Source organism: Pseudomonas sp. R3-56 (assembly GCF_051132075.1).
In the GTDB taxonomy this organism is placed as follows: Bacteria; Pseudomonadota; Gammaproteobacteria; order Pseudomonadales; family Pseudomonadaceae; genus Aquipseudomonas.
Genome location: NZ_CP071657.1, coordinates 2,440,041 through 2,464,314, shown reverse-complemented (window position 1 = coordinate 2,464,314; position 24,274 = coordinate 2,440,041). Strand labels below are relative to the sequence as shown.

Below are 24,274 nucleotides of genomic sequence, written 5' to 3'. Positions count from 1 at the left end.
AAGCGCCCCTGAAACTGACGCCTCGGTGTGTCAGGAGATCCTTTGGGGCCGCTACGCGGCCCAACGGGGATGAATCCCCTCGCCACAGGGGGTATGTTCAGTCTGAATTTTTTTGGGTTTGTAACTCAACCAAGCGCGCCGCCAACGCCTTGGCCTGGCTCGCCACATCCCTCACTGCAGTGCTTTCCCACCACATCCCGCGCAATGGCGGGCCCATGGCGAACAGGCGGGTGGCCGGCTCGCCATGGACGTCCAGCACCGCGCCGTCGGCACGCGCGGCGATACCCAGCGCCAAGGGACCGGGCTGGACCAGACCTCGGGCCAGCAACTGTTGCGGCAGGGCGAGCGCGACACGGCGCCAGTCATATTCGATGCCGCTGGAGTTGATCAATGCGGCACCCTGCACCACTGTCAAGGCGGTCTCGCCGCGGCGGCGGATGCTGATGCCTACCGATCCTCCGGAAGCCGGAACAAGCCCCTTGAACGACGCAGCCTGGATTCGCAGTCGCCCTTCCCCGTGCAGACGCGCCACCAACTGGGCACTCAACGGTGGCGAACGATGGTGGTGGCTTTCCCACCACGGCCGCACATGCCGGACGAACTGTCGACGTTGCACGTCGCTGGCCTGGTTCCACAAACGACCGATGTGCGCGCGCACGGTATCCAGTGGCGCCTGCCAATCAATCCCCTGGGCTTGCGCCTGACGGCATTGCTCGCGCAGCGCCCGCATCAGCTGCAATGGCGAACGCAGGTCATGATCTTCGGCCAGGAAATCCACCCAGGCCGGAGGTTGCCGGCGCACATGGGGTAACAGCCCATGGCGTGAGAACACCTCGATGGGCCCACGATGCCCGGCCTGCTCCAGCGACACCACGGCATCAACCATGGTCAGCCCGGAACCGATGATCAGCACCGTGGACTGCGGATCGAGTTGGCGCATGGCCGTCACGTCCCAAGGATCCAGCGCCGTAGCGTTCACGCCGCTGGATTCGGTCTGCGGAGTGCGCGCCGCGGCAAACATGCCCGTGGCCAGCACCGCGAAACGGCCCTGCAAGACCCGACCATCCGCCAGCGTCACTCGCACGCTGTCGTCGCGGGTCTGAACGTCGACGGCCTCCCCGCGAACATGCTCCGCCACGGACCCATCCCGGGCTCCCGCCGCCCGTGCCTCGGCCAGGCGTTGTTGCACATAGAGGCCAAACATCCCTCGCGGAGGAAACAGCTCACTGACCGGCACATGCTGCCGGTCCGACTCGGGCCAGCCGCCGGCCTCGATGAACTCGGCAAGCCATTGCGTGAGGTCATCGGCGTTATCCGGATCAACGCTCATGCGCGCCGCGTTGCCGTTAAGGGTGTGGCCCAGCTCTACGGCGCTGTAGGCCTCGCCCCGGCCCAACTCGCTACGCGGTTCGACAACCAGGACTTCGCGCCGGCCAGGCAGGCGCATCAATTGCGCCGCGAGAATGGCGCCGCTCAAGCCGCCGCCAATGACTACAATGTCGGCCTCGCGGATGGTGCCGCTCACAGGTTGATCCAGCGCTGCATCCATACCGCTCTCCACTCCATAATCAAATCACCACATTGCGTACGAATCGCGCGGCTACCAGGCCGTCATTGCGATAGCCATGGGGTTGGTTGCTGGCAAACATGAAAAATTCCCCGGCCCCGACTCGACGCTCTTCGCTGCCCAGCAGCAGCGTCAGGCAGCCTTCGAAGACATAAAGCTGTTCGCTCCAACCGTCGGCGTCGGGCTCCGAATGGTAATGCTCGCCGGGCTCAAGGCGCCACTCCCAAAGCTCCACCTCGCGGCTGGCGGTGGCTTTGGCCAGCAACACCGCTTTGCTGCCGGCAATCGCACCGGCCCAGGCCAGCTCATTGATACGGCTCGGATCGCGCGCGTCGGGGGCTTGAATAAGATCGCTGAAGGCCACGTCCAACGCTTCGGCGACGCGGTCCAGGGTGGTCAGGCTGACATTTTTCTCCCCGGCCTCGATGGCCACCAGCATCCGCCGGCTGACCCCGGACAGCTCGGCCAGCGCCGTCTGGCTGAGCTGCGCCGCATGCCTCAGACGGCGGACGTTCTGGCTGACGTGTTGCAGGACGGAGGCCCGCTGGCCATTATCTTTGTGCACTATATTGCTCATCTGCCGGGGTTGCGCATTATACTGCCCAACTTATTCGTTCGGGCGCATTGTGCGTCCACCTCAAGTGGCGCGCAAGATCATGGCATTGGTGAACTCCCCGCAAGCTTCCTCCCGTTTCTCACGGTTCAGCAAGGCCGAATGCGTGCTGGTGCTGATCACCATGATCTGGGGCGGGACATTCCTGCTGGTCCAGCACGCGATGACCGTCAGCGGACCGATGTTTTTCGTCGGCCTGCGCTTTGCCGCTGCGGCGGCATTCGTTGCGCTGTTCTCCTGGCGGCACCTGCGCGACCTGACCTGGTTCGAACTCAAGGCCGGAGCCTTCATCGGTGTGGCGATCATGCTCGGCTATGGCCTGCAGACGGTCGGCCTGCAAACCATCCCCAGCAGCCAATCGGCCTTCATCACCGCCCTCTACGTACCCTTCGTGCCGTTGTTGCAATGGCTGGTGCTGGGCCGCCGGCCAGGGTTGATGCCGAGCATCGGGATCATGCTCGCGTTCACCGGGCTGATGCTGGTGTCCGGCCCGGCCGGCGCGTCACTGAATTTCAGTCCGGGGGAAATCGCCACCCTGATCAGCGCCATCGCGATCGCCGCCGAGATCATCCTGATCAGCGCCTATGCCGGCCAGGTGGATGTGCGCCGGGTGACCGTGGTGCAACTGGCAAGCACGGCGGTGCTGGCATTTTTGCTGGTGGTGCCGACCCGGGAAGTGATGCCCGGCTTTTCCTGGCTGCTGCTGATCAGTGCAGTCGGCCTGGGCGCCGCCAGCGCGGCGATCCAGGTGGCAATGAACTGGGCCCAGAAAAGCGTCTCGCCGACCCGCGCCACGCTGATCTATGCCGGCGAGCCGGTGTGGGCGGGTATTGCCGGGCGCCTGGCCGGCGAACGGTTGCCGGCGATCGCCCTGGTGGGCGCCGGGTTGATTGTGGCGGCGGTGATCGTCAGTGAGCTGAAGACTCGAAACAAAGGTGTTGTCGAGGTGGACAAGCTGTTTGAGCGGGAGCAGTGAGCCTTCGTAGCTTTTACCGGTCACAAGCGTGTGATGCCGGTCAACAACAAATATCGGCGAGCAAAAAACTCTGTGGCGAGGGGATTTATCCCCGCTGGTCTGCGCAGCAGACCCAAAGCAGGAGACTCCATTGACCTGACACACCACGTCGGCAGATTTCGGGGCCGCTACGCGACCCAGCGGGGATAAATCCCCTCGCCACAGGTTATAGGTAGAGCTAAAAAGTCAGGAAAATCCACCTACCTTGTAGGATTCTGCGACACCCTGGCGGTTGGTGATCCGGAATACGCCACGTATGATCCCGGACATCCCTTGCCGAATAGAAGCCTATGTCACTGATAGTTCTATTGCTTTTGCCCTTTATCGGCAGCTGTGTCGCGGCGCTGTTACCTCATAACGCCCGTAACGCCGAATCGCTGCTGGCCGGCCTCGTAGCCCTGGCCGGCACTGTTCAGGTGGCCTTGTGGTACCCGCAGATCGCCGATGGCGGCGTAATCCGTGAACAATATGATTGGCTGCCGAGCCTGGGCCTGAATTTCGTGCTGCGCCTGGATGGCTTTGCCTGGCTGTTTTCGTTATTGGTGCTGGGCATCGGCACGCTGGTGTCGTTGTACGCCCGCTATTACATGTCGCCGGACGATCCGGTGCCACGTTTCTTCGCATTTTTCCTGGCGTTCATGGGCGCGATGCTCGGGCTGGTGATCTCCGGCAACCTGATCCAGATGGTGTTCTTCTGGGAACTGACCAGTCTGTTCTCGTTCTTGCTGATCGGCTATTGGCATCACCGCGCCGACGCCCGACGCGGCGCCTACATGGCGTTGATGGTGACCGGTGCCGGCGGGCTGTGCCTGTTGGCCGGGGTGATGCTGCTCGGCCATGTGGTGGGCAGCTATGACCTGGACAGGGTCCTGGCCGCCGGCAACCTGATTCGTGACCACGCCCTCTACCCGATCCTGCTGCCGCTGATCCTGATCGGCGCCTTGAGCAAAAGTGCTCAGTTCCCCTTCCACTTCTGGCTTCCCCACGCCATGGCCGCACCCACACCAGTGTCGGCGTACCTGCACTCGGCAACCATGGTCAAGGCCGGTGTCTTCCTGTTGGCGCGGCTGTGGCCGTCATTGTCGGGCAGCGAGCAATGGTTCTATATCGTCGGCGGCGCGGGGGCCTGCACCCTGGTGCTGGGCGCCTACTGCGCGATGTTCCAGAACGACCTCAAGGGCCTGCTCGCCTACTCGACCATCAGCCACCTCGGGCTGATCACCCTGCTGCTGGGTCTCAACAGTCCGCTGGCGGCGGTGGCGGCGGTGTTTCATATCCTCAACCACGCCACGTTCAAGGCCTCGCTGTTCATGGCCGCCGGAATCATCGACCACGAAAGCGGCACCCGGGATATCCGCAGGCTCAGCGGCCTGGTGCGACTGATTCCGTTCACCGCCACCCTGGCGATGGTCGCCAGCGCGGCGATGGCCGGGGTGCCGTTGCTCAATGGTTTCCTGTCCAAGGAGATGTTCTTCGCCGAGACGGTGTTTATCTCGGCCACCGCCTGGGTCGAACTGGCGTTGCCGATCATCGCGACCATCGCCGGCACCTTCAGCGTCGCCTACTCCCTGCGCTTTACCGTGGACGTGTTCTTCGGCCCCACCGCCACCGACCTGCCTCACACGCCCCATGAACCGCCACGCTGGATGCGCGCGCCGGTCGAGCTGCTGGTATTCACCTGCCTGCTGGTGGGGATTTTCCCGGCCCAGGTGGTCGGCTCGTTGCTGGCCGCCGCCGCACTCCCCGTGGTGGGCGGCCCGCTGCCCGAATACAGCCTGGCAATCTGGCACGGGCTGAACGCGCCCATGCTCATGAGCCTGGTGGCGATGGCCGCGGGCATCGTCCTGTACCTGCTGCTGCGCAAGCAATTCAAGCAAGGCCAAATCAAGCATCCGCCGCTGATCGGCCGCCTCAGCGGCAAGCGACTGTTCGAACGCTGCCTGGTGCTGATGATGCGCCACGGCCGCCGGCTGGAGCGCAAGATCAGCACTCGGCGCCTGCAGGCGCAATTGTTCCTGCTGGTACTGGCGGCGCTCCTGGCCGGGTTGATCCCGATGTTGCACAGCACACTGGTCTGGGGCGACCGGCCGAAGATTCCCGGCTCCGCGGTGTTCGTCACCCTGTGGGTACTGGCAATCGCCTGCGCCCTGGGCGCGGCCTGGCAAGCCAAGTATCACCGTCTCGCGGCGCTGACGATGGTCAGTGTCTGCGGCCTGATGACCTGCGTGACCTTCGTCTGGTTCTCGGCACCGGACCTGGCCTTGACGCAACTGGTGGTGGAGGTGGTCACCACGGTGCTGATCCTGCTAGGGCTGCGCTGGTTGCCCCGACGGATCGAGGACGTATCGCCCCGGCCCAACAGCGAGCGGCGCGCGCGCATCCGGCGCCTGCGGGACCTGCTGCTGTCCGGCGCGGTGGGCGGCGGCATGGCGCTGCTGTCCTATGCCATGCTGACGCGCCAGACCCCCAACGACATTTCCTCGTTCTACCTCAGCCGCGCGCTGCCTGAAGGCGGCGGCAGCAATGTGGTGAACGTCATGCTGGTGGACTTCCGCGGCTTCGACACCCTGGGGGAAATCACCGTGCTCGCGGCGGTGGCCCTGGCGGTGTTCGCCCTGCTGCGGCGCTTCCGTCCACCGAAGGAAAGCATGCAACTGCCGGCGCAACAACGCCTGCTGGCGCCGGACGTGGTCACCGACCTGGTCAACCCGCGCCACGCCAGCGATACCGCGCTGGGCTTCATGATGGTGCCGTCGGTGCTGGTTCGCCTGTTGCTGCCGATTGCCCTGGTGGTGTCGTTCTATCTGTTCATGCGCGGCCACAATCAACCCGGCGGCGGCTTCGTGGCCGGGCTGGTGATGTCGGTGGCGTTCATCCTGCAATACATGGTCGCCGGCACCCAGTGGGTCGAGGCGCAAATGAGCCTGCGGCCGCTGCGCTGGATGGGCACCGGGCTGCTGTTCGCTAGCGCCACGGGGTTGGGCGCGCTGGCGGCGGGTTATCCGTTCCTGACCACGCACACCTGGCATTTCGAATTGCCGCTGCTGGGGGACATTCACCTGGCCAGCGCGCTGTTCTTCGACATCGGCGTCTATGCCGTGGTGGTCGGTTCGACCCTGCTGATTCTCACTGCCCTGGCCCACCAGTCGGTGCGCGCCCACAAGCCGGGCCTGCACGCCAAACCCGTCGCCCCTCTCAAAGGAGCCAACGCCTGATGGAAGAAGTCATCGCAATCGCAATCGGCGTATTGGCCGCCTCCGGTGTCTGGCTGGTGCTACGGCCGCGGACCTTTCAAGTGGTCATGGGCCTGTGCCTGCTGTCATATGGCGTCAACCTGTTCATCTTCAGCATGGGCAGCCTGTTCATCGGCAAGGAGCCGATCATCAAGGACGGCGTACCCCAGGACCTGCTGCACTACACCGATCCGTTGCCCCAGGCCCTGGTGCTGACCGCCATTGTGATCAGCTTCGCCATGACTGCGTTGTTCCTGGTAGTCCTGCTCGCGTCCCGGGGCCTGACCGGCACCGACCATGTGGACGGTCGGGAGCCGAAGGAATGACGTTGACGCCACACTTGATCGCCGCGCCCATCCTGCTTCCGTTGCTGACCGCCGCGGTGATGCTGATGCTCGGCGAGAAGCACCGCCCGCTCAAGGCGCGGATCAATCTGTTCTCCAGCCTACTGGGCCTGGGCATTGCCGTGCTGTTGTTGCACTGGACCCAGGAGCAGGCGCTGCCCGCTTCCATTGGCGTCTATCTGCCCGGTAACTGGCAGGCACCGTTCGGCATCGTGCTGGTGGTCGATCGCCTGTCGGCGCTGATGCTGGTGCTGACCGGGATCATCGGCGTCTGCGCGCTGCTGTTCGCCATGGCCCGTTGGGACCGGGCCGGGGCGAGCTTCCATGCGTTGTTCCAGATCCAGCTGATGGGGCTTTATGGGGCCTTCCTCACGGCGGACCTGTTCAACCTGTTCGTGTTTTTCGAGGTGCTGCTGGCGGCGTCCTACGGCCTGATGTTGCATGGATCGGGCCGGGCGCGGGTGTCGTCGGGGCTGCACTACATTTCCATCAACCTGCTGGCCTCGTCCCTGTTCCTGATTGGCGCGGCCCTGATCTACGGCGTTACAGGGACCCTGAATATGGCCGACCTGGCCCTGAAGGTGCCCCTCGTGCCGGAAGCCGACCGCGGCCTGCTGCACGCCGGCGCGGCGATCCTGGCGGTGGCGTTCCTGGCCAAGGCCGGCATGTGGCCGCTGAATTTCTGGCTGGTGCCGGCCTACAGTGCAGCCAGTGCGCCGGTGGCGGCACTGTTTGCGATCATGACCAAGGTTGGCGTCTACACCATCCTGCGGCTGTGGACCTTGCTGTTTTCCGGGCAGGCCGGCGCCTCGGCCTATTTTGGCGCTGACTGGCTGGTCTACGGCGGCCTGGCGACTATCGCCTGCGCGGCCATCGCCATCCTCGCGGCCCAACGCCTGGAGCGCATGGCCAGCCTGAGTATCCTGGTCTCGGCCGGCATCCTGCTGTCAGCCATCGGCTTTGCCCAGCCAAACCTGGTGGGGGCTGCGCTGTTTTACCTGGTGAGCTCGACCCTGGCGCTGTGCGCGCTGTTCTTGCTGGCCGAGTTGATCGAGCGTTCACGCTCGGCCAATGATCTGCCGCTGGAAGACGATCTCGACAGCCTTCCGCGCCCACTGGAATCGCTGCAGCCGCCCAAAGGCATCAACCTCGACGACGAACAGAAAGCCGTAGTCGGCCAAGTGATCCCCTGGACCATGGCCTTCCTCGGCCTGAGCTTCATCGCCTGTGCGCTGCTGATTATCGGCATGCCACCGCTTTCGGGCTTCATCGCAAAACTCGGGCTGCTCAACGCGTTGCTCAACCCCCAAGGACTCGGAGCAAGTACCGACACGCCCGTCTCTGCCGCCGCCTGGGGCCTGTTGGCGCTCTTGATCCTGTCCGGGCTCGCCGCGCTGATCGCCTTCTCGCGCCTGGGCATCCAGCGCTTCTGGACGCCACAGGAGCGGCCGTCGCCACTGTTGCGGCCGTTCGAATGCGTGCCGATCATCGCGCTGCTCGGCCTCGGAATCGCCCTGACCTTCAAGGCCGAGCCGCTGCTGCGCTACACCCAGTCCGCCGCCGATGCGCTGAACACACCTGAACATTATGTGATGGCGGTGCTTGCCACCCGCGCGGTCCCCAATCCCCAAGTCGACACCGCAGTGCAGGCGGTGCAACCATGAAGCGCCTGTTTCCCGCACCCTGGTTGTCGCTGGCGTTGTGGCTGCTCTGGCTGCTGTTGAACCTGTCCGCCAGCGCCGGCCATCTGCTGCTGGGCGCGGCGCTGGGCTTCCTGGCGCCATTGATGATGCGTCCACTGCGGCCGCGGCCCATTCGCATCCGCCGGCCCTGGGTCATGCTGCGGCTGTTCCTGCTGGTGGGGCGCGATGTGCTGGTGTCCAACCTGGCCGTCGCCTGGGGCGTACTGAATGCCGGACGCCGCCCGCCTCGCTCGCTTTTCGTCAAGGTGCCGCTGGACCTGCACGATGCCAATGGCCTGGCGGTGCTGTCTATGATCACCACGGTGATTCCCGGGACGGTCTGGTCGGAGCTGGCGCTGGACCGCAGCATCCTGTTGATGCACGTGTTCGATCTGGAGGACGAAGGCGCATTCATAGCGCACTTCAAGGCCACCTACGAGCGCCCGTTGATGGAGATTTTCGAATGAGCCCGTTGCTGTCCAATGCCATCCTGCTGAGCCTGTTCCTGTTCTCCCTGACCATGGTCCTGACCCTGGTGCGCCTGTTCAAAGGCCCCTCGGCGCAGGACCGGGTCCTGGCCCTCGACTACCTGTACATCGTCGCGATGCTGATGATGCTGGTGCTGGGCATCCGTTATGCCAGTGACACCTACTTCGAGGCCGCGCTGCTGATCGCCCTGTTCGGCTTTGTCGGCTCGTTTGCCCTGGCCAAGTTCCTTTTGCGTGGCGAGGTGATCGAATGAACATCGAGCTGTCGATGTGGGTGGAAATCTCAGTGGCGATCTTGCTGGTGGCCAGCAGCGTGTTCGCCCTGCTCGGGGCAATCGGGCTCGTACGGTTGAAGGATTATTTCCAGCGCATGCACCCCCCTGCCCTGGCGTCGACGCTGGGCGCCTGGTGCGTTGCCCTTGCCTCGATCATCTACTTTTCCGCGATCAAGTCCGGGCCGGTGCTACATGCGTGGTTGATACCAATCCTGCTGTCCATCACGGTGCCGGTGACCACCCTGCTGCTGGCCCGGGCGGCGTTGTTCCGCAAGCGTATGGCCGGCGATGACGTGCCGGCGGAGGTAAGTAGTCGCAAGAACGACTGACAAACCGGCTTTCGTGGCGAGGGAGCTTGCTCCCGCTGGGGTGCGCAGCAGCCCCTGGATCTATCACCTCGGTGAGTCAGGCTGATTGGTGTTCAGTCTTTTTTGGGGCTGCTGCGCACCCCAGCGGGAGCAAGCTCCCTCGCCACGGGGTTGTGGTTGTATTCAAGCCCACGCCACCGTCAGCAACCCCGCCCCCAGCACGACACACAACGGCGAATAGACCCAGGTGTCGAGCCGGGCAAACGTCGAGCCCTTGACCTCCTTGAAGAAGCCCACCAGGTTCGACTCGCCAATGGCCCGGGCGAACATCAGCAAGGCAATCGCACTGATCAGCCATTGCAAGGCGCGATGAGTGACGGGCGGCGAAATCAGCCCGACCCGCAGGCACACCAGCAGCGCAATCATCAACAGCGCCAGGGCCACCAGCAGCGTCAGCCATCCCGACGGGTTGAACGCCGGTCGCAGCGTGTCGCCCTGCTTCACCGGAACCTGCGGTACCACCGCCAGGGCTGCCCAGCGCCCACCCAGGGCCCAATACAAATGAAACAAGCTGATGGTCGCAAACACTGCGACCAGCGACCGAGCCAATAAAAGCGTCATTCGCCAGCCTCCTGAAAAAGGTTGAACAATCATCCTAGCTTGAATCTGACATTTCGCTGGACGGGCTCAGGTTGCCAGGTTCCAGCGAATGACGATTTGTCCGGGATCAACTGTTCAACAGGCTGGCATCACAAAGTTCTACAGCCCCGCCGCGACTTTATCGGCGACGTCCTTGGGCAACCAGGCCTGCCAGACCTGTGGGTGGGCCTTGAGGAACGCCTCGGCGGCTTCGCGGGGCGGCGTGCGTTTCTCGCTCATGTCGGCCAGGGCCTTGTTCAGCGGCTCGATGGGCAGGTCGACCTTGCCGAAGAACTCGGCGATGTCCGAATGCTGCTTCTGGAACGGCACGGACACACCGATCGACAGCTTCGAGGCCAGGGAGCGAGTCGGTTTCGGATTCGGATTGTCGGCGTCGGTCAGAGTCTTCCAGGCCTCGGCATCGAATGGCGGTTCTTGCAGTTGCACCAGTTTGAAACGCCCCAGCAACGGCGTGGGCGACCAGTAGTAAAACAGGATCGGCTTGCCACGGCGGATCGAAGAAGTAATTTCCGCATCAAGCGCGGCCCCGGAACCGCTGCGGAAATTCACGTAGCCGTCGGAAAGACCATAAGCCTTGAGTTTCTGCTTGTTGACGACTTCAGACGTCCAGCCGATGGGGCTGTTGAGGAAGCGCCCCTTGTCGGGGCTTTCAGGATCCTTGAACACATGCTTGTAGCGCGTCAGGTCCTCGACGCTGCGCAGGTCCGGCGCCAGCGGCTTGATCCCCTTGGCCGGGTCGCCCTTGATGACGTATTCCGGCACCCACCAACCTTCGGTCGCGCCCTTGACCGTATCGCCCAGGGCAACCACCTTGCCCTCGGCCTCGGCCTTGACCCACACCGGGCTGCGCCCCGCCCACTCTTCACCGATCACCTGAATATCGTTGTTGGCCAGGGCGGTTTCCAGGGTAATGGTGGTGCCCGGTAACGTGTCGGTCGATAACCCGTAGCCTTTTTCGACGATGATCCGCAGGATGTCGGTGATCAGGCTGCCACTTTCCCAGTTCAGGTCGGCAAAGTGGATCGGCGCCGAAGCAGCAGCGGATGCCGGAAGTGGCGAAACCAACACAGCGAGGGTGGTGGCGCAGGCAGCCAGCCACTGTCGAACTCGTTTCATGCTTGATACCTCATGCCGGACACAGCAATAACCGAACGGCGTTGCGAAGCGAACGCAAGCCTGTGAATAGTTCAGTCATTTGACTGTAGCCAAGGTTCCAGCAACAGCCTTTTAAAAAACTGTTAAAGGTATGAGGAGGCCGAAAAAGATTCAGACCCATGCGCCATTTCCCAATGGGCGCGGACTGACTATTCGCTGGCCTTGAACGTCACGAGTTCGCCCTTGCGCCATTTGGCGGCCTTGGCGGTGACCGCTTTCAGCGTCTTGGTCAAACCTTCCTGCAACTGTTCGTGGGCCGCGAAGACGGTCAACACGCTGTGGCCTTCCTTGAACAGAATTGCATGGCCATCGGCAGTCGTGACGAAGGCATAGTCACCGAGGCCATAGACCGTCAACTTGATTTCACGAAAACGGATTTCAAACTTGCCACCCTCGCGACTTGGCAATACCGCCGCGCGAAAATGATCACCGACCTTGAGTTCAAGCCGAGGTTTGTCATCAACCACCAGCGCCGATTCCGTATCGAGTTCGGCAACATAGATGCCTTCGGCGGTTTGTTCGGTGATATAGACAAAACGTGACTGGAATTGCTTGACCAGCTTTGCCCGAAGGTCACCCAGTACAAATAACGCGTGCATGTCGAGATTACTTACTGCCAAGGAAACATCCCCATCTTTGAATGACCCGCCCTGAAAGACGGACCACGAGAACCCGCAAGGTCGCAATGACCTGTAGTTGAATTCGAATTGAACGACGCGCCCAGACCCGAGCGAGAGAAGACTAATGGATTGCCACTCTCGCTGCCTTTCCCCGCGATCGTCAGAGGCTGAAGGAAAACGCCACTCTGCGCATCGGAAAAGGTGGGACTACTAACTTTAGGGAAATTTCTCAGTTAAAAAAGCATTTTTCTGACATCGAGGGCAAAAAAAATTGCTTTAGATAGGCACAGCCGTCCACACGGCGCCGTCGATTCTAGAGCAGCCGATGGCGCGCAGACTACTCGAAACAACCGGCAATTCGTCGGTAAACCATGAAAAGGAATTCCCATGGGTACTTCCCCAACGTTGCTCCGCCCCCTTGATTCGCGTATTGCCCAAGCATATGAGCGCCCTGGTGCCGAGAACCACCTCGCAACGGCCCTGATCCTGCCGCGATACCGAGTCGTCCTGGCCGGGACGTGTTTTTTCCATATCGAAGAAACGGCGACTGGACGTGTAAGAGGTTTCCGCGCCGATCATAACGAAGCCTGCTACCTGGCCAGACGCCTCGAACAGAGCGCTTGCGTTTTATCCGCACCCCGTCCATGACTTAACTCAGCCGCCGACCGGCAACTGCTGCCATACTGGCCGCCCAGCGCAGGCCGCCATCGATTGGCGGCCTGCGCACAATAAAATGACTTTGAAGGGAAGGCGCGACGTGACGGAATTGGATATCGGCGAATTTTTCATCCGGGGCGAAGCCAGAGAGGTCGAAGGCGAGTTCCAGGCCGTCATTGTGATGCGCGCCAAATCACCTTCCAACGCTGTCACTTACCACCAGGTGGAGAAGGATCGCTGGTTCAAGACTACGGAGATTGCTGCCGAAGCCGCCAGGGATGCGGCAAAGGCATTGAAGCTCGCCGTGGATGAAGGTGCGTTGAAAGCTTGAAATCGATCGAACTCCTGACGACTGCCTGGCCTCAGATAAGGGAAGCAACCGAGGCGCCATGACGGCGGCAGTCCAGAGGAGTCCTGCAACATGGAACAACCATCACACGAACTCAAAACCTTGTTTGATCAATTGGGCCTGCCTTCGGAAGGCAGTGCCATCGACGACTTCATCATGGCACACCCGCTGGATCCGAACACCAAATTGGTCGATGCGCCTTTCTGGTCGGACCAGCAAAGAGACCTGCTGCGCGAATGGCTACTCGCCGACGGTGAGGAAGCAGTGCTGGTGGATCAACTGAATGTGCGCTTGCACGACGGTAAATAACCCAAGAACATCGCCAGACCGCTCTCGTGGCGAGGGAGCTTGCTCCCGCTGGCCTGCGCAGCAGGCCCTGATTTGCGACTGCTGCGCAGCCGAGCGGGAGCAAGCTCCCTCGCCACAACAGCTCTTCGCACCGTTGCGTCGAGGCTCAGCGCGGCTTCTCAGGCTTGTAACCCAACCGCAATCCCCCCCAGTGACGCCCCTTGAGCATGATCGGCACCGACAGGTCATGCATCAGTTCCCCGGTGTCACGCGTATAGGTTTGCAGCAACACCGGCTGTTGGTGGCTGCCGCAGCGAATCCCGGTTCGATCGGAAAACTTGCGCTTGGTGCGGTTGCTCAGCGTGTCCACCTGGGGATCGCCGGTCAGCGGCTGGCAGAAGGCGTTGTTGTGGGTCGGCACATAGCCTTGCTGGGTACAGGCAATCGCAAACACCAGGCCTTCATGCCGGGCGAGTAGCGGTTCTTGGATGACCGGCAGTACCTGATCGGTGTAGCGGTCAAAACGGGTCTGGAACTTGGCCGGGTGGGTATTGGGGATGGGCTGGTAGTTGCGGTCGAACAGGTCTTCGAGGCTGATACGGCCCTGATCGACATCCGCTTCGAACTGCGCGGCAATCCGGCTGGCGCCTTCGCGGGCCAGGTCATAGACCCGCTGGTGGTAATCATCGAGGCCCACCTCGGCCAAACGCTCGCTGATGGTTTCGGCCTGGCCTTCCATCTGTACGGCCGCCTCGGCCAGGCGCTGGGTCTGTTGATCGCTGATCGCCAGATCGCTGCGCATCTGCTCGATGGCATGGAACAGACTGTCGAGTTGCTCGCGGTTGGTATCGGTGCCTTGGGCGATAGCGCTGACCTGGGTTTCGACACCCGCGGCGAGCCGGGCAATGTTTTCCAGGTGCTGGCCGGTGTGCTCGACTTGCTGCACGCCGCTGTCCAGGTCGCCAGCCAGTTGCCGGATCTGTTCAACCACCTGCGCAGTGCGCTGCTGGATGTCCGCCACCATCACCCCGACCTCACCGGTTGCCGCGGCCGTGCGCCCGGCCAGGCCGCGGACCTCGTCGGCCACTACCGCGAATCCGCGGCCATGCTCACCGGCCCGGGCCGCTTCGATGGCGGCATTGAGCGCCAACAGGTTGGTCTGGCTGGCGATCGATTGAATCACCAGGCTCACGCGCTGGATTTCGTCGCTGCGCACGCTCAGCGCTTCGATCAACTCACGGCTGTCATTGGCGCGTTGGCTGAGCTGATGCATGCGGCTGATGGATTCCACCAGTTCGCTGCGCCCGGCGACACTGCTGCGATGGGCCTCGCTGGCCGCGCCCAGCGCCTGCTGGCTGAGCTGCGAGGTGGCCTGCTCGGTCGCGATCATCGCCTCGGCATTGCTGACGATCTGCGCCGCGGCGCCCAGCTGCGACTGGACCTTGCCGGCCAATTGCTTGACCGAATAGGCCACCCCCGCCGCCGACAGAGCGTTATGGCTGGTGGTGTAGGAAAGATCGCGGGTCAGCTCGGCCAGGCTGTCGCTCGCCGCCGGCGCGGGAGTACTGGCCAGGCGCGAGCGCAGACGTGGCAACCAGACGATGAGCAGCGCCAGCGGCAGGCCCAGATACAACGACCAACCGCCCAATGTCATGCCGCAAAGCAGCAAAACCAGCGCGACGCTTTGCAAAGTCGGCGCAACCCAGCGCGCCGTGCCACCCGCCGCGGGCACCGAGGCCGACGCTGTCGCCGCCAGAGATCCGTCTGTCGCCATGTTTGTCACCCACATTTCTCATTGTTATGCACGCATTAAACGCCACTACAAGGCCATTATCCATGGTCCATTAGTCGTGTTTTTTGCATCAGCTCAATGAGCATAGGCGAACAGGCGAAAGCAAAAAGATCGCAGCCTCCGAAAGAAGGCTGCGATCTTTTTCTGGAACGGAATCAGGCCTGACGCTGGTGCTTGTCGATCTGTTCGTGACGTTCCTGGGCTTCGATGCAGTACTTGGTGGTCGGGCTGATCAGCAGGCGCTTGAGGCCGATCGGCTCGCCGCTGTCGTCGCACCAGCCGAAGCTTTGGTCGTTGATGCGGTCCAGGGCCTGCTCCAGTTGCGGCAGCATGCGTTGGTCGCGATCGATGGCGTTGACCAGCCAGGTGCGCTCTTCTTCCACGGAAGCGGCGTCCGCCGGGTCGGCCGGGGTGTCCAGGCTCTCAATGGCGATTCGGTTCTGTTCGATGCGCTCGTGGGTTTCGACCTTCATGTTCTGCAACAGCTTGGTGAAGTAAGCCAGTTGCTCGGCATTCATGTAGTCATCCGCCGGCATGGCCAGCAACTTTTCCTTTGTCATTGATATCTCTATAAAAAAACGTGCATTAAGGCGAATTATGGAGCGTCCCGCACCGGACTTGGTACGAAAGGCGCCTGCGTGACTTCTCGTACCCGTCCTGAGCCGCCACGCTCATCGGGAAGGCGCCGTTTATTCCAAGCGCCACCCGGCACTCAATTTACGAGGGGCGGCAGTCTAAGGCCGAGTTGGGGCGTCAGCAACCGAAAACATGGGGAAAATGTCCGACAACCGCTTCAAATGCTGCCTCGACAGGCTTCTACCGGCCATCGGAGTGCGTTTATAACAAGAAATTCGCTGCAATGGCTGTATTTAGAAGACAAATGGCAACGCCACGCGGTCAGGCGTGGCGCTTTGTCGCATCGGCAGTGACCTAGCGCTTGAGTTTGCGCTTGTTGCGGTATTGGTCGATGACCACAGCGACCACGATGATCAGCCCCTTGATGATGTCCTGGATATAGGCGTCGACACCGACAAAGGTAAAGCCGCTGGCCATCACCCCGAGGATCAGCGCGCCGATCACCGTCCCGGTGATGCGCCCCACCCCGCCGGCCAGGCTGGTGCCGCCGATCACCGCCGCGGCAATCGCGTCCAGCTCATAAGACATGCCCATGCCCGCCTGTCCGGTCGCCGCACGCGCCGAAGCCACCACGCCGGCGAGTCCCGCCAGCAGCCCGGCGATGCTGTAGACGATCACCAGATGACGCTTGACGTTGATGCCCGAGGTCCGTGCCGCCTGCATGTTGCCGCCGATGGCATAGGTGTATTTGCCGTACTTGGTGTAGCGCAAGGCGATGTGGAAGATCACCGCCACCACCAGGAAGATGATCACCGGCATCGCGCCATGACCGATGGCCGTATAGGAATCAGACAGCATGCTCACCGGCTGGCCTTCAGTGTAGTACCGCGCCAGGCCTCGCGCCGAGACCATCATGCCGAGGGTGGCGATGAACGGCGGGATGCCGGTAAGGGCGATGATGCTGCCGTTGATTGCGCCGGCCAGCAAACCGACCCCCAGCCCCGCCACCACCGGGATCCACACCGGCAAGTCGGTCAGCGAGGGAAACACCGCCCGGGCGAAATCCGAGGTCTGGGCCAGGCTGGCGGCAATCATCGCCGACAGCGCCAGTACCGAGCCGGATGACAGGTCGATGCCAGTGGTGATGATCACCTGGGTCACGCCGATGGCCAGCAGGCCGATGATCGACACCTGCAGGATCATCAGCACCAGGCGCTGCGAATTCATCAGGAAACTCTGGTCGCGCATGATCCAGCCGAACATCTCGAACACCAGCCCGATGCCGATCAGCACCAGGAAAATGCTCAGTTCCGTCGGCAACCGTCGACGCGTCCTGGCCGGTGCGGCCGCGGGTTTGTTTTCCAGTATCGCGTTCATAGCCATTTACCTTCGTTATCTGGGCGGACGGGCAATCAGGACAGGCCCGACGCCAGTTGCATGACTCGTTCCTGGGTCGCTTCGCTACGGTCGAGGGTGCCCATCAGGTCACCTTCGTGCATCACCATGACCCGGTCGCTCATGCCCAGCACTTCGGGCAGTTCCGAGGAAATCATGATGACCGCCATGCCTTCGCTGGCGAGGTAGGAAATGAGTCGGTAGATTTCCGCCTTGGCGCCAACATCGATGCCGCGGGTCGGCTCGTCGAGGATCAGGATGCGCGGGTTGGTCATCAGCCAGCGGGCCAGCAACGCTTTCTGCTGGTTGCCGCCGGACAAGGTGTCGATGCACTGCTCGAGGGACGGCGTCTTGACCCGCAGTTTCTTGCACATTTCTTCGCACAGCGCGCGCAGGGCTTTTTGCTGGATGAAGCCGTTGCCGACGTAATGGGGCAACACCGCCATCTCCATGTTTTCCAGCACCGACAGGCAGGGAAACAGGCCGCTGAGCTTGCGGTCTTCGGTCAACAGGGCGAAGCCCTTCTCGATCGCCATGTGCGGATCGGTGATGCGCACCGGCTCGCCGTCCAGCAGGATCTCGCCACCGGTGGCCGGGGTCACGCCAAAGATGGCCTCGGCGACATTGGTCCGGCCCGAGCCCATCAACCCGGCGATGCCGAGGATTTCGCCGGCATGCAGGTCGAACGACACGCCTTTGAAGATACCGTCCAGGCTCAGGTCGCGTACCGACAGCACCTGATCGCCGATGGGCTTGTCCCGCTCGGGAAACAACTGGCTCAACTCGCGCCCGACCATCATCGAAATAAGGCTGTCGCCGTCCATGCTGTCGGCCCGTTGCAGACCGATGTAGGCACCGTCACGGAACACCGCCACCTCATCGGCGATGGCGAACACTTCATTCATCTTGTGGGTGATATAGATGATGCCCTTACCCTGGGCCTTGAGGTCGGCGATGATCGAAAACAGATGCGCGACTTCCGTCTCGGTGATGGCCGAGGTCGGTTCGTCCATGATCAGGATGTCCGAGTCATACGAAACGGCCTTGGCGATCTCCACCATCTGCCGTTCGGCGATGCTCAGGTTACCCACCTGCTCCTCGGGGTCGAGCTTGATTCGCAGGCGCTCCAGCAAGCGCGCGGTGCAGCGGTGCATCTCACCGTGGTCGATCATGTGCAGGCCGTTGAGCTGCTCACGGCCGATCCAGATGTTCTCGGCGATGCTCATGTGCGGCATCAGGTTCAGTTCCTGGTGGATCATCGCGATCCCGGCCTGCAAGGCCGCCAGCGGGGTGTCGAACGTGATCGGCTTGCCGCGCAGGCGTAGCTCACCGGCATCCGGCTGGTAGATGCCGGCGATGATTTTCATCAGCGTGGATTTGCCTGCGCCGTTTTCGCCCATCAAGGCCAGCACCGAGCCGGGGCGCACCCGCAGTTGCACGTCGGACAGGGCCACCACGCCGGGAAAACCCTTGCTGACGTTGACGACTTCCAACAGGTACGGTTCGTCAGGTAATGCGCCCGGCTGGAAAGTCGCCGCCGGGGCGCTCGTAGCAGTCGCTGATGCGAACATGGTCAGGTACTCCCTCGGCAAGATCGGCGCGGCGACCTTGCCTGTTTATTGTTGTGATGGAACGGGTGGGACGTCACTTGAACTGATCGACGTTCTCCGGCGTGATCAGGCGATAGGGCACCACGACGGATTGCATCTTCTCGCCCTTGGCCATTTTCACCGCCGTGTCGATGGAGCCATCGGCCTGGCCCTTGGCGTCCTGGAACACCGAGACCGCCATCTCGCCTTTCTTGATGGCGTTCAAGCCGTCCGGCGTACCGTCGACTCCAGCTATCAGGACACTGCCCTTCTTGGTGCCCGCTTGCTTGAGGGCCATGGCGGCGCCGATGGCCATCTCGTCGTTGTTGGACACCACAGCCTGGAACTCGCGGCCCTGGGTCAGCCAGTCATTGACCAGGGTCATGCCCTTGTCCCGCGACCAGATGCCGGTCTGTTCCTGTTCGATCTTGATGCCCGGGTACTTGGCCAGCACTTCCTTGACGCCCTTGGTGCGGTTGGTGGTGGAGTTGTTGGCCAGGTCGCCCAGCAGGATCACGATGTCGCCCTTGCCGTCCATCTTGTCGGCCAGGTATTGCATCTGCATGCGCCCGGCTTCCAGGTCATCGGAGGCCACGGTGACCACCCCTTCCGGCAACTTCAGATCGTCCGGGCGGCGGTTGACGTACACCAGCGGGATGCCCGCGGCCACCGCGGCCTTGGTGATGCGCTGGGTCGCGGCGGTGTCAACGGGGTTGACGATGAGCGCGTCGACCTTCTGGCTGATGAAGCTTTCCACCTGGCTGAGCTGCTTGACCACGTCACTGCGCGCATCTTCGAATTGCAGGGTGACGCCGTCCGGCAGGGACTTGGCTTTCTTGTCCATGGATTCGCGCAGGTAGGTCAACCAGGTGTCATCGAACTGGGACATGCTGACGCCGATCTTCAGGTCTGCCAGGGCAACGCCGCTGGCGAACATCAATGACAGGGCCAGCGAGGCAATACGGGTCTTGGTCTTCATGAACGGTCTTTCTCCACATTTTTGTTGGTCTTATGGATAAGGCGTGACGGACTTCAGGAACGCGGCAAACGCACGATCGGTGCGCCGGGCATGCAGCACACCACGGCGCCCTTGCGCTGGATGCACAGGGATTCGAAAAAAGGAAGGATTGCGGACAGGCGCAAGGGCAGTGGCAGGTGAAACGCAGAGCGGTTGAAGGTTTTCATCGACGGTACCTGGCTGTGTTTCTTGTTTTTGTTTAGTTCGTCGTTCATTCAAGCCGGGCCTGGATAAACGCGAACAGGGTTGTCGGTCACCTGGAATCGACTTTATTGGAAAATATTTTCCATATCAACTGATTTTAGAATTTTATTCGTTTTTTGTTCCATGACCAACGGGCGTGGATAAATACACCACGTTGCCCTGCTCCGCGCTTTGCCTTGCAGCGTCCAAGACACGGGTCGTGGCCAAGGCGTCGCGAGCGGCGACCGGCAGCGGCCCGTCGCCCTGCAAGGCGGCCTGGAGACGCTGGTAGAACGCCAGCCAGCAACCGCGTTCCGAAGCCACGCGCTCACGCTCGGCACCGTGTTCGAACCAGCCCCAGCGCCGGTGCTCCTCGGCGCCCCAGCGCTCGCCTGCGATGGCCGGGCTCAATCCCGCCAACGCCTGGGCTTCCTGCCCATCGAGGCCTTCGACGGTATAGCAGCCTTCGCTGCCACTGACCCGAAAGCGTGGGCGCGGCGCGTCCTGCAGGCAACTGCCGCGCAAGTGCGACACTACGCCGTTGGCGTGGGCCAGCGACATGAAGAAGCCGTTGTCGTAGGCCTGGTCCGGCCGTCGATAATCCAGCTCGGCGTAAACCCGCAGCACCGGGCCAAACAATTGCAGTGCCTGGTCCACCAGATGGCTGCCCAGGTCCCGCAGGAATCCCCCGCCGCTGACCTTGCCCACCGAGGACGGTGAGTAACGTTCGACGCTGGATTCAAAGCGAATCACCTGCCCCAGTGCGCCGGATCCGAGCAACTTGCGCACGGTCAGGAAATCCGAATCCCAGCGCCGGTTCTGGTACACGCTCAACGGCACATTGCGCCGTTCGGCGGCCAGCACCATCGTTTCGGCCAAGGCGGCGTCAAGGGCGAAAGGCTTGTCGCTGACCACCGCCACGCCGAGTTCGATGGCTTCCAGCACCAGCGCCGGGCGCGCTTCCAGCGGCGTGGACACCGCCACCGCATCGACGCCGGCCGCCACCAGTTGCGCAAGGCTGTCGAACGCTTGGGCCTGTGGATGCTCGCTTGCCAATTGCTGGCGCCGCTCGGCGGAGCGGGTTACCACGCCGACGAAAGTAGCCCCCGGCAGGCTGCTGATCAGCGGCGCATGGAAAAAACGCCCGCCCTTGCCGTAGCCTACTAATCCGATTCGCATGAAAGCCCCTTATGTAGATGCAACTCCTGTGGGAGCGAGCCTGCTCGCGAAAGCGTCAGGCCCGCCAGCATTAATATCGCCTGACCCACCGCCTTCGCGAGCAAGCTCGCTCCCACAATTTGACCGAGTACCTTCAGGGTAAACGAGGTCGACTGTGGGAGCGGGCTTGCTCGCGAAGGCGGCGGTAATTTCAACATTGATGTCGACTGACACTACGCCTTCGCGAGCAAGCCCGCTCCCACGGGAAAATGGTGCTCAGCCGTAGAATCGTGGCCGTTCGGGCAGTTCGACCTTGACGATCTGCCCGCTCTGCTGCGCTTCGATACACGCGTCCGCCGCCACCGCCGCAGCGAACCCATCCCAGGCCGAGGGGCCGCCCACCTGGCCGGCGCGCACGCCGTCGATGAAGGCCTGCAGTTCGACGTCGTAAGCGCCGATGAACCGATCTTTCCAGTCCATCAGGATCGCATTGGAAAGCTTGGCGCCGCTGCGCAGTTGCACCTGGGACGGTTCTGGCAGCCTGGCGATGCCGGTCTCCCCCACCACTTCGCACTGGATGTCGTAGCCGTACTGGCAATTGACGAACACTTCGACGTCGATGCGCGTGCCCTTGGCGGTCTCCAGCAGGACGATCTGTGGATCGCGCAAGTGCGCCAGGGCCTTGCTGGTCTTGCGTGGAAACACCACCTGCACCGAGACGTAGTCGTCGGCCAGCAACCAGCGCAACACATCCAGCTCGTGAATCAAGGTGTCGGTGATGGCCATGTCGGTCTTGTAGTTTTCGCCCACGCTGGGGTTGCGGTGGGCACAGTGCAGCATCAACGGCTCGCCGATCTGTCCGCTGTCGATCACCGACTTGAGCGCCCGATAACCTTCATCGTAGGGGCGCATGAACCCGACCTGTACCAGGCGCTTGCCGTGGGCCACTTCGGCTTCGACGATACGGCGGCAACCTTCGGCGGTAACGGCCAACGGCTTCTCACAGAACACCGGCTTGCCGGCGGCGATGGCCGCCAGCACGAATTCTTCATGACTCGGGCCCCAGGACGTGACGAGGATCGCCTCGACGTCCGGCGCCTTGACCAGTGCATGGCCGTCGGGATAGACCTCGGCGGTCAACTTCAGGTCGGCCACCACTTTCGCCGCTTGCACCAGGTTGATGTCGGTCACCGCGACGACCTGGCTGTTGAGCAACGTCTGGCTGCAACGACGGATATGGTCCTGGCCGATGGCCCCGGTGCCGATGACGCCCAGCTTCAAAGACATGTGGAACTCCTTTCGTAGGGTTGGGGCAATCAGTATTGACGGGCCTTGGCCAGTCGTTCGTTGAGGGTCTTGGCGACGGCATCGGTACGGGCGCTGGTAGAGACTTGCGCCACGCCGACCCGCCACCACGACAGGTACTTGTGGATCATGGTCTTGGGCAGGACCTTGATGTCGATCAGCGTCGAGACCGTCTGGAGTCGAGCGTCGGCCAGCGCGGCGTGCAGTTCCTCCAGTGTCTTGACCTTATAGGTCTTGCAACCGTAGGCCGCCGCGCTCATGGCGAAATCCACCGGCACGAAGGCGCCGTCGAGCTTGCCCGTCTCGGGGTTGCGAAAGCGGAACTCGGTGCCGAAGCTGTCCATGCCGTGTTCCATCTGCAGGTTGTTGATGCATCCGAACGTCATGTTGTCCAGCAGCACCACATTGATCTTGCGGCGCTCCTGGATCGAGGTGGCAAGTTCGGAGTGCAGCATCATGTAGGAGCCATCGCCCACCAGCGCGTAGACCTCTTTGTCCGGCTCGGCGAGCTTCACGCCCAGGGCGGCATTGACCTCGTAGCCCATGCACGAATAGCCATATTCGACGTGGTAGGTATTCACGCCCTTGCTGCGCCAGCTGCGCTGCAAATCACCCGGCAGGCTGCCGGCGGCGGCGACGATGACGGCATCATCGGCCAGGGTTTCGTTGAGAGTGCCTAGCACGCGGCTCTGGGTCAGGCAGGAGCCGGTGAGCTCGATGAACTCGCGAAACACCGCCGGGTCCATGTGGTCGTTGATTTCCGGGACGAAATCCTTGGCCTGGTAATCCGCCTGGTAGACCCGGTCCACTTCGGCGTCGAGTTGGGCCTTGGCATCGGCTATCTGCCCGCCCCATTCGGCGCGATAATCCCCCATCGCGGCCGACAAGGCCTCCAGGCCCGAACGGGCGTCGGCCAACAGTTGCACGCCGTCGAGTTTCAAGGCATCGCATGGGCTGATGTTGAGGTTGAGAAACTGCACCTCGGGATGCTGGAACAGCCATTTCGACGCCGTGGTGAAATCACTGTAGCGGGTGCCAACGCCGATGATCAGGTCCGCTTCCTTGGCCAGCAGGTTCGCCGCCAGGCAACCGGTTTCGCCGACGCCGCCGACGTTCAATGGATGACTGGAGACCACGGCGCTTTTGCCCGCCTGGGTTTCGGCGAAGGGGATGTCGAAACGCTCGGCAAAGGCCTGCAACGCGGCGTTGGCCCCGGAATACCTGACGCCACCACCGCAGATGATCAACGGCCGGCGCTTGCCCTTGAGCAGCGCCAAGGCATCGCCGAGCATCGCCTCGGTGGCCGGGCGACGGTCGATGCGATGGACACGTTTTTGCAGGAAATAATCCGGGTAATCGTAGGCCTCGGCCTGTACATCCTGGGGCAGCGCCAGCGTCACCGCGCCGGTTTCAGCCGGGTCGGTCAGCACCCGCATCGCATGGATCGCGGCGGTCATCAATTGCTCAGGACGGTTGATGCGGTCCCAGTATTTGCTCACGGCCTTGAAGGCATCGTTGGTGCTGATGCTCAGGTCGTGGAACTGCTCAATCTGTTGCAACACCGGGTCCGGCTGGCGACTGGCATAGACGTCGCCGGGCAACAGCAACAACGGAATGCGATTGGCCGTGGCGGTGGCCGCGGCGGTCAGCATGTTCGCCGCGCCAGGGCCGACCGAGGAACTGCAGGCGTAGATCCTGCGCCGCAGATGCTGTTTGGCAAACCCGATGGCGGCATGGGCCATGCCCTGCTCGTTGCGGCCCTGATGGACCACCAGGTCGCCGCTGTCCTGTTCCAGCGCCTGGCCCAGGCCCAGCACGTTGCCGTGGCCGAAAATGGTAAAGACCCCGGCGACGAACTTGCTCTGGACGCCATCGACCTCGATGTACTGGTTATCGAGGAATTTCACCAGGGCCTGGGCCATGGTCAGTCGTGTTGTGGTCATGCTTGCACCTTTTCAAACGCAACTCGGTCAAGTGTGGGAGCGAGCTTGCTCGTGATAGCGG

Annotated in this window: 22 protein-coding genes and 1 pseudogene; 9 read left to right on the top strand and 14 right to left on the bottom strand. The window is 62.4% G+C overall.

The features are described 5' to 3' along the window. Window positions 1–97: 97 nt before the first annotated feature. Together J3P96_RS11265 and J3P96_RS11260 are read right to left on the bottom strand one after the other, a co-directional pair. Entirely contained in the window at window positions 98–1,549 is a 1,452-nt protein-coding gene (locus J3P96_RS11265) for an FAD/NAD(P)-binding protein (RefSeq protein WP_434657113.1), read from the bottom strand. A 19-nt stretch (window positions 1,550–1,568) separates the two neighbouring features. Continuing rightward, entirely contained in the window at window positions 1,569–2,132 is a 564-nt protein-coding gene (locus J3P96_RS11260) for a helix-turn-helix domain-containing protein (RefSeq protein ID WP_434657111.1), read from the bottom strand. Between J3P96_RS11260 and J3P96_RS11255 the strand changes: the two are divergent. The 7 genes and pseudogenes from J3P96_RS11255 to J3P96_RS11225 all read left to right on the top strand — a co-directional run bounded on the left by J3P96_RS11255 (window position 2,127) and on the right by J3P96_RS11225 (window position 9,546). Then, window positions 2,127–3,156: pseudogene (locus J3P96_RS11255) on the top strand (DMT family transporter). The gene J3P96_RS11260 and the pseudogene J3P96_RS11255 overlap by 6 nt on opposite strands. Window positions 3,157–3,485: 329 nt before the next feature. Next, a complete protein-coding gene (locus J3P96_RS11250; protein ID WP_434657109.1) occupies window positions 3,486–6,410 on the top strand; it encodes a monovalent cation/H+ antiporter subunit A in 2,925 nt (974 codons plus the stop codon). After that, window positions 6,410–6,754, top strand: coding sequence for a Na+/H+ antiporter subunit C (locus tag J3P96_RS11245; protein WP_003202835.1), 345 nt, complete (start codon window positions 6,410–6,412; stop codon window positions 6,752–6,754). Before J3P96_RS11250 ends, J3P96_RS11245 begins: the two co-directional genes overlap by 1 nt. After that, window positions 6,751–8,436 (top strand): monovalent cation/H+ antiporter subunit D, encoded by a 1,686-nt coding sequence (locus J3P96_RS11240; RefSeq protein ID WP_434657106.1) that lies wholly within the window; start codon window positions 6,751–6,753, stop codon window positions 8,434–8,436. The genes J3P96_RS11245 and J3P96_RS11240 overlap by 4 nt, the downstream gene beginning before the upstream one ends. Further along, window positions 8,433–8,921, top strand: coding sequence for a Na+/H+ antiporter subunit E (locus J3P96_RS11235; protein WP_434657104.1), 489 nt, complete (start codon window positions 8,433–8,435; stop codon window positions 8,919–8,921). Before J3P96_RS11240 ends, J3P96_RS11235 begins: the two co-directional genes overlap by 4 nt. Further along, window positions 8,918–9,196, top strand: coding sequence for a K+/H+ antiporter subunit F (locus tag J3P96_RS11230; RefSeq protein ID WP_186615355.1), 279 nt, complete (start codon window positions 8,918–8,920; stop codon window positions 9,194–9,196). The genes J3P96_RS11235 and J3P96_RS11230 overlap by 4 nt, the downstream gene beginning before the upstream one ends. Continuing rightward, window positions 9,193–9,546 carry a Na+/H+ antiporter subunit G gene (locus J3P96_RS11225; RefSeq protein WP_434657102.1) on the top strand — a complete coding sequence of 118 codons (354 nt, stop codon included), beginning with the start codon at window positions 9,193–9,195 and terminating at the stop codon, window positions 9,544–9,546. Before J3P96_RS11230 ends, J3P96_RS11225 begins: the two co-directional genes overlap by 4 nt. Before the next feature lie 162 nt (window positions 9,547–9,708). Here the strand turns inward: J3P96_RS11225 and J3P96_RS11220 are convergent, their stop codons facing one another. The 3 genes from J3P96_RS11220 to J3P96_RS11210 all read right to left on the bottom strand — a co-directional run bounded on the left by J3P96_RS11220 (window position 9,709) and on the right by J3P96_RS11210 (window position 11,939). Then, on the bottom strand, window positions 9,709–10,146 hold the full coding sequence (locus J3P96_RS11220; RefSeq protein WP_305500389.1) for a DUF3995 domain-containing protein: 438 nt from the start codon (window positions 10,144–10,146) through the stop codon (window positions 9,709–9,711). Between the two features lie 138 nt (window positions 10,147–10,284). Next, complete coding sequence (locus tag J3P96_RS11215) at window positions 10,285–11,301, bottom strand: ABC transporter substrate-binding protein (protein WP_434657099.1); 1,017 nt, start codon at window positions 11,299–11,301, stop codon at window positions 10,285–10,287. A 188-nt stretch (window positions 11,302–11,489) separates the two neighbouring features. Next, complete coding sequence (locus J3P96_RS11210) at window positions 11,490–11,939, bottom strand: hypothetical protein (RefSeq protein ID WP_305500385.1); 450 nt, start codon at window positions 11,937–11,939, stop codon at window positions 11,490–11,492. A gap of 778 nt (window positions 11,940–12,717) precedes the next feature. On the opposite strand from J3P96_RS11210, the gene J3P96_RS11205 reads away from it, so the two are divergent. Then, entirely contained in the window at window positions 12,718–12,948 is a 231-nt protein-coding gene (locus tag J3P96_RS11205) for a hypothetical protein (RefSeq protein ID WP_434630225.1), read from the top strand. Between the two features lie 90 nt (window positions 12,949–13,038). Then, complete coding sequence (locus tag J3P96_RS11200; RefSeq protein WP_434573505.1) at window positions 13,039–13,275, top strand: DUF2789 family protein; 237 nt, start codon at window positions 13,039–13,041, stop codon at window positions 13,273–13,275. 145 nt (window positions 13,276–13,420) lie between these two features. On the opposite strand, the gene J3P96_RS11195 is transcribed toward J3P96_RS11200, so the two are convergent. The 9 genes from J3P96_RS11195 to iolD all read right to left on the bottom strand — a co-directional run bounded on the left by J3P96_RS11195 (window position 13,421) and on the right by iolD (window position 24,213). Further along, window positions 13,421–15,028 carry a methyl-accepting chemotaxis protein gene (locus J3P96_RS11195; RefSeq protein ID WP_434657096.1) on the bottom strand — a complete coding sequence of 536 codons (1,608 nt, stop codon included), beginning with the start codon at window positions 15,026–15,028 and terminating at the stop codon, window positions 13,421–13,423. Window positions 15,029–15,201: 173 nt separating this feature from the next. Then, window positions 15,202–15,606 carry a TraR/DksA family transcriptional regulator gene (locus J3P96_RS11190; RefSeq protein ID WP_434557518.1) on the bottom strand — a complete coding sequence of 135 codons (405 nt, stop codon included), beginning with the start codon at window positions 15,604–15,606 and terminating at the stop codon, window positions 15,202–15,204. A 370-nt stretch (window positions 15,607–15,976) separates the two neighbouring features. Then, on the bottom strand, window positions 15,977–16,999 hold the full coding sequence (locus J3P96_RS11185) for an ABC transporter permease (RefSeq protein ID WP_003180516.1): 1,023 nt from the start codon (window positions 16,997–16,999) through the stop codon (window positions 15,977–15,979). 35 nt (window positions 17,000–17,034) lie between these two features. Further along, entirely contained in the window at window positions 17,035–18,588 is a 1,554-nt protein-coding gene (locus J3P96_RS11180) for a sugar ABC transporter ATP-binding protein (RefSeq protein WP_434630219.1), read from the bottom strand. Between the two features lie 73 nt (window positions 18,589–18,661). Then, complete coding sequence (locus tag J3P96_RS11175) at window positions 18,662–19,585, bottom strand: sugar ABC transporter substrate-binding protein (RefSeq protein ID WP_434657094.1); 924 nt, start codon at window positions 19,583–19,585, stop codon at window positions 18,662–18,664. A 53-nt stretch (window positions 19,586–19,638) separates the two neighbouring features. Continuing rightward, window positions 19,639–19,839, bottom strand: coding sequence for a hypothetical protein (locus J3P96_RS11170; RefSeq protein WP_434573496.1), 201 nt, complete (start codon window positions 19,837–19,839; stop codon window positions 19,639–19,641). 94 nt (window positions 19,840–19,933) lie between these two features. Continuing rightward, window positions 19,934–20,986, bottom strand: coding sequence for a Gfo/Idh/MocA family protein (locus J3P96_RS11165; RefSeq protein ID WP_434657092.1), 1,053 nt, complete (start codon window positions 20,984–20,986; stop codon window positions 19,934–19,936). A gap of 255 nt (window positions 20,987–21,241) precedes the next feature. Beyond that, window positions 21,242–22,252, bottom strand: a complete 1,011-nt coding sequence (locus J3P96_RS11160) for a Gfo/Idh/MocA family protein (protein ID WP_434657090.1) — start codon at window positions 22,250–22,252, stop codon at window positions 21,242–21,244. Between the two features lie 29 nt (window positions 22,253–22,281). Next, a complete protein-coding gene (gene iolD / locus J3P96_RS11155) occupies window positions 22,282–24,213 on the bottom strand; it encodes a 3D-(3,5/4)-trihydroxycyclohexane-1,2-dione acylhydrolase (decyclizing) (RefSeq protein ID WP_434657087.1) in 1,932 nt (643 codons plus the stop codon). Window positions 24,214–24,274: the final 61 nt, after the last annotated feature.

Excerpts from the sequence above, each read along its gene's own strand:
- J3P96_RS11265 (WP_434657113.1), bottom strand. The coding sequence starts at position 1,549 with ATGGATGCAGCGCTGGATCAACCTGTGAGCGGCACCATCCGCGAGGCC.
- J3P96_RS11250 (WP_434657109.1), top strand. The coding sequence starts at position 3,486 with ATGTCACTGATAGTTCTATTGCTTTTGCCCTTTATCGGCAGCTGTGTC.
- J3P96_RS11245 (WP_003202835.1), top strand. The coding sequence starts at position 6,410 with ATGGAAGAAGTCATCGCAATCGCAATCGGCGTATTGGCCGCCTCCGGT.
- J3P96_RS11240 (WP_434657106.1), top strand. The coding sequence starts at position 6,751 with ATGACGTTGACGCCACACTTGATCGCCGCGCCCATCCTGCTTCCGTTG.
- J3P96_RS11235 (WP_434657104.1), top strand. The coding sequence starts at position 8,433 with ATGAAGCGCCTGTTTCCCGCACCCTGGTTGTCGCTGGCGTTGTGGCTG.
- J3P96_RS11230 (WP_186615355.1), top strand. The coding sequence starts at position 8,918 with ATGAGCCCGTTGCTGTCCAATGCCATCCTGCTGAGCCTGTTCCTGTTC.
- J3P96_RS11225 (WP_434657102.1), top strand. The coding sequence starts at position 9,193 with ATGAACATCGAGCTGTCGATGTGGGTGGAAATCTCAGTGGCGATCTTG.
- J3P96_RS11220 (WP_305500389.1), bottom strand. The coding sequence starts at position 10,146 with ATGACGCTTTTATTGGCTCGGTCGCTGGTCGCAGTGTTTGCGACCATC.
- J3P96_RS11215 (WP_434657099.1), bottom strand. The coding sequence starts at position 11,301 with ATGAAACGAGTTCGACAGTGGCTGGCTGCCTGCGCCACCACCCTCGCT.
- J3P96_RS11210 (WP_305500385.1), bottom strand. The coding sequence starts at position 11,939 with ATGCACGCGTTATTTGTACTGGGTGACCTTCGGGCAAAGCTGGTCAAG.
- J3P96_RS11200 (WP_434573505.1), top strand. The coding sequence starts at position 13,039 with ATGGAACAACCATCACACGAACTCAAAACCTTGTTTGATCAATTGGGC.
- J3P96_RS11195 (WP_434657096.1), bottom strand. The coding sequence starts at position 15,028 with ATGGCGACAGACGGATCTCTGGCGGCGACAGCGTCGGCCTCGGTGCCC.
- J3P96_RS11190 (WP_434557518.1), bottom strand. The coding sequence starts at position 15,606 with ATGACAAAGGAAAAGTTGCTGGCCATGCCGGCGGATGACTACATGAAT.
- J3P96_RS11185 (WP_003180516.1), bottom strand. The coding sequence starts at position 16,999 with ATGAACGCGATACTGGAAAACAAACCCGCGGCCGCACCGGCCAGGACG.
- J3P96_RS11180 (WP_434630219.1), bottom strand. The coding sequence starts at position 18,588 with ATGTTCGCATCAGCGACTGCTACGAGCGCCCCGGCGGCGACTTTCCAG.
- J3P96_RS11175 (WP_434657094.1), bottom strand. The coding sequence starts at position 19,585 with ATGAAGACCAAGACCCGTATTGCCTCGCTGGCCCTGTCATTGATGTTC.
- J3P96_RS11170 (WP_434573496.1), bottom strand. The coding sequence starts at position 19,839 with ATGAACGACGAACTAAACAAAAACAAGAAACACAGCCAGGTACCGTCG.
- J3P96_RS11165 (WP_434657092.1), bottom strand. The coding sequence starts at position 20,986 with ATGCGAATCGGATTAGTAGGCTACGGCAAGGGCGGGCGTTTTTTCCAT.
- J3P96_RS11160 (WP_434657090.1), bottom strand. The coding sequence starts at position 22,252 with ATGTCTTTGAAGCTGGGCGTCATCGGCACCGGGGCCATCGGCCAGGAC.
- iolD (WP_434657087.1), bottom strand. The coding sequence starts at position 24,213 with ATGACCACAACACGACTGACCATGGCCCAGGCCCTGGTGAAATTCCTC.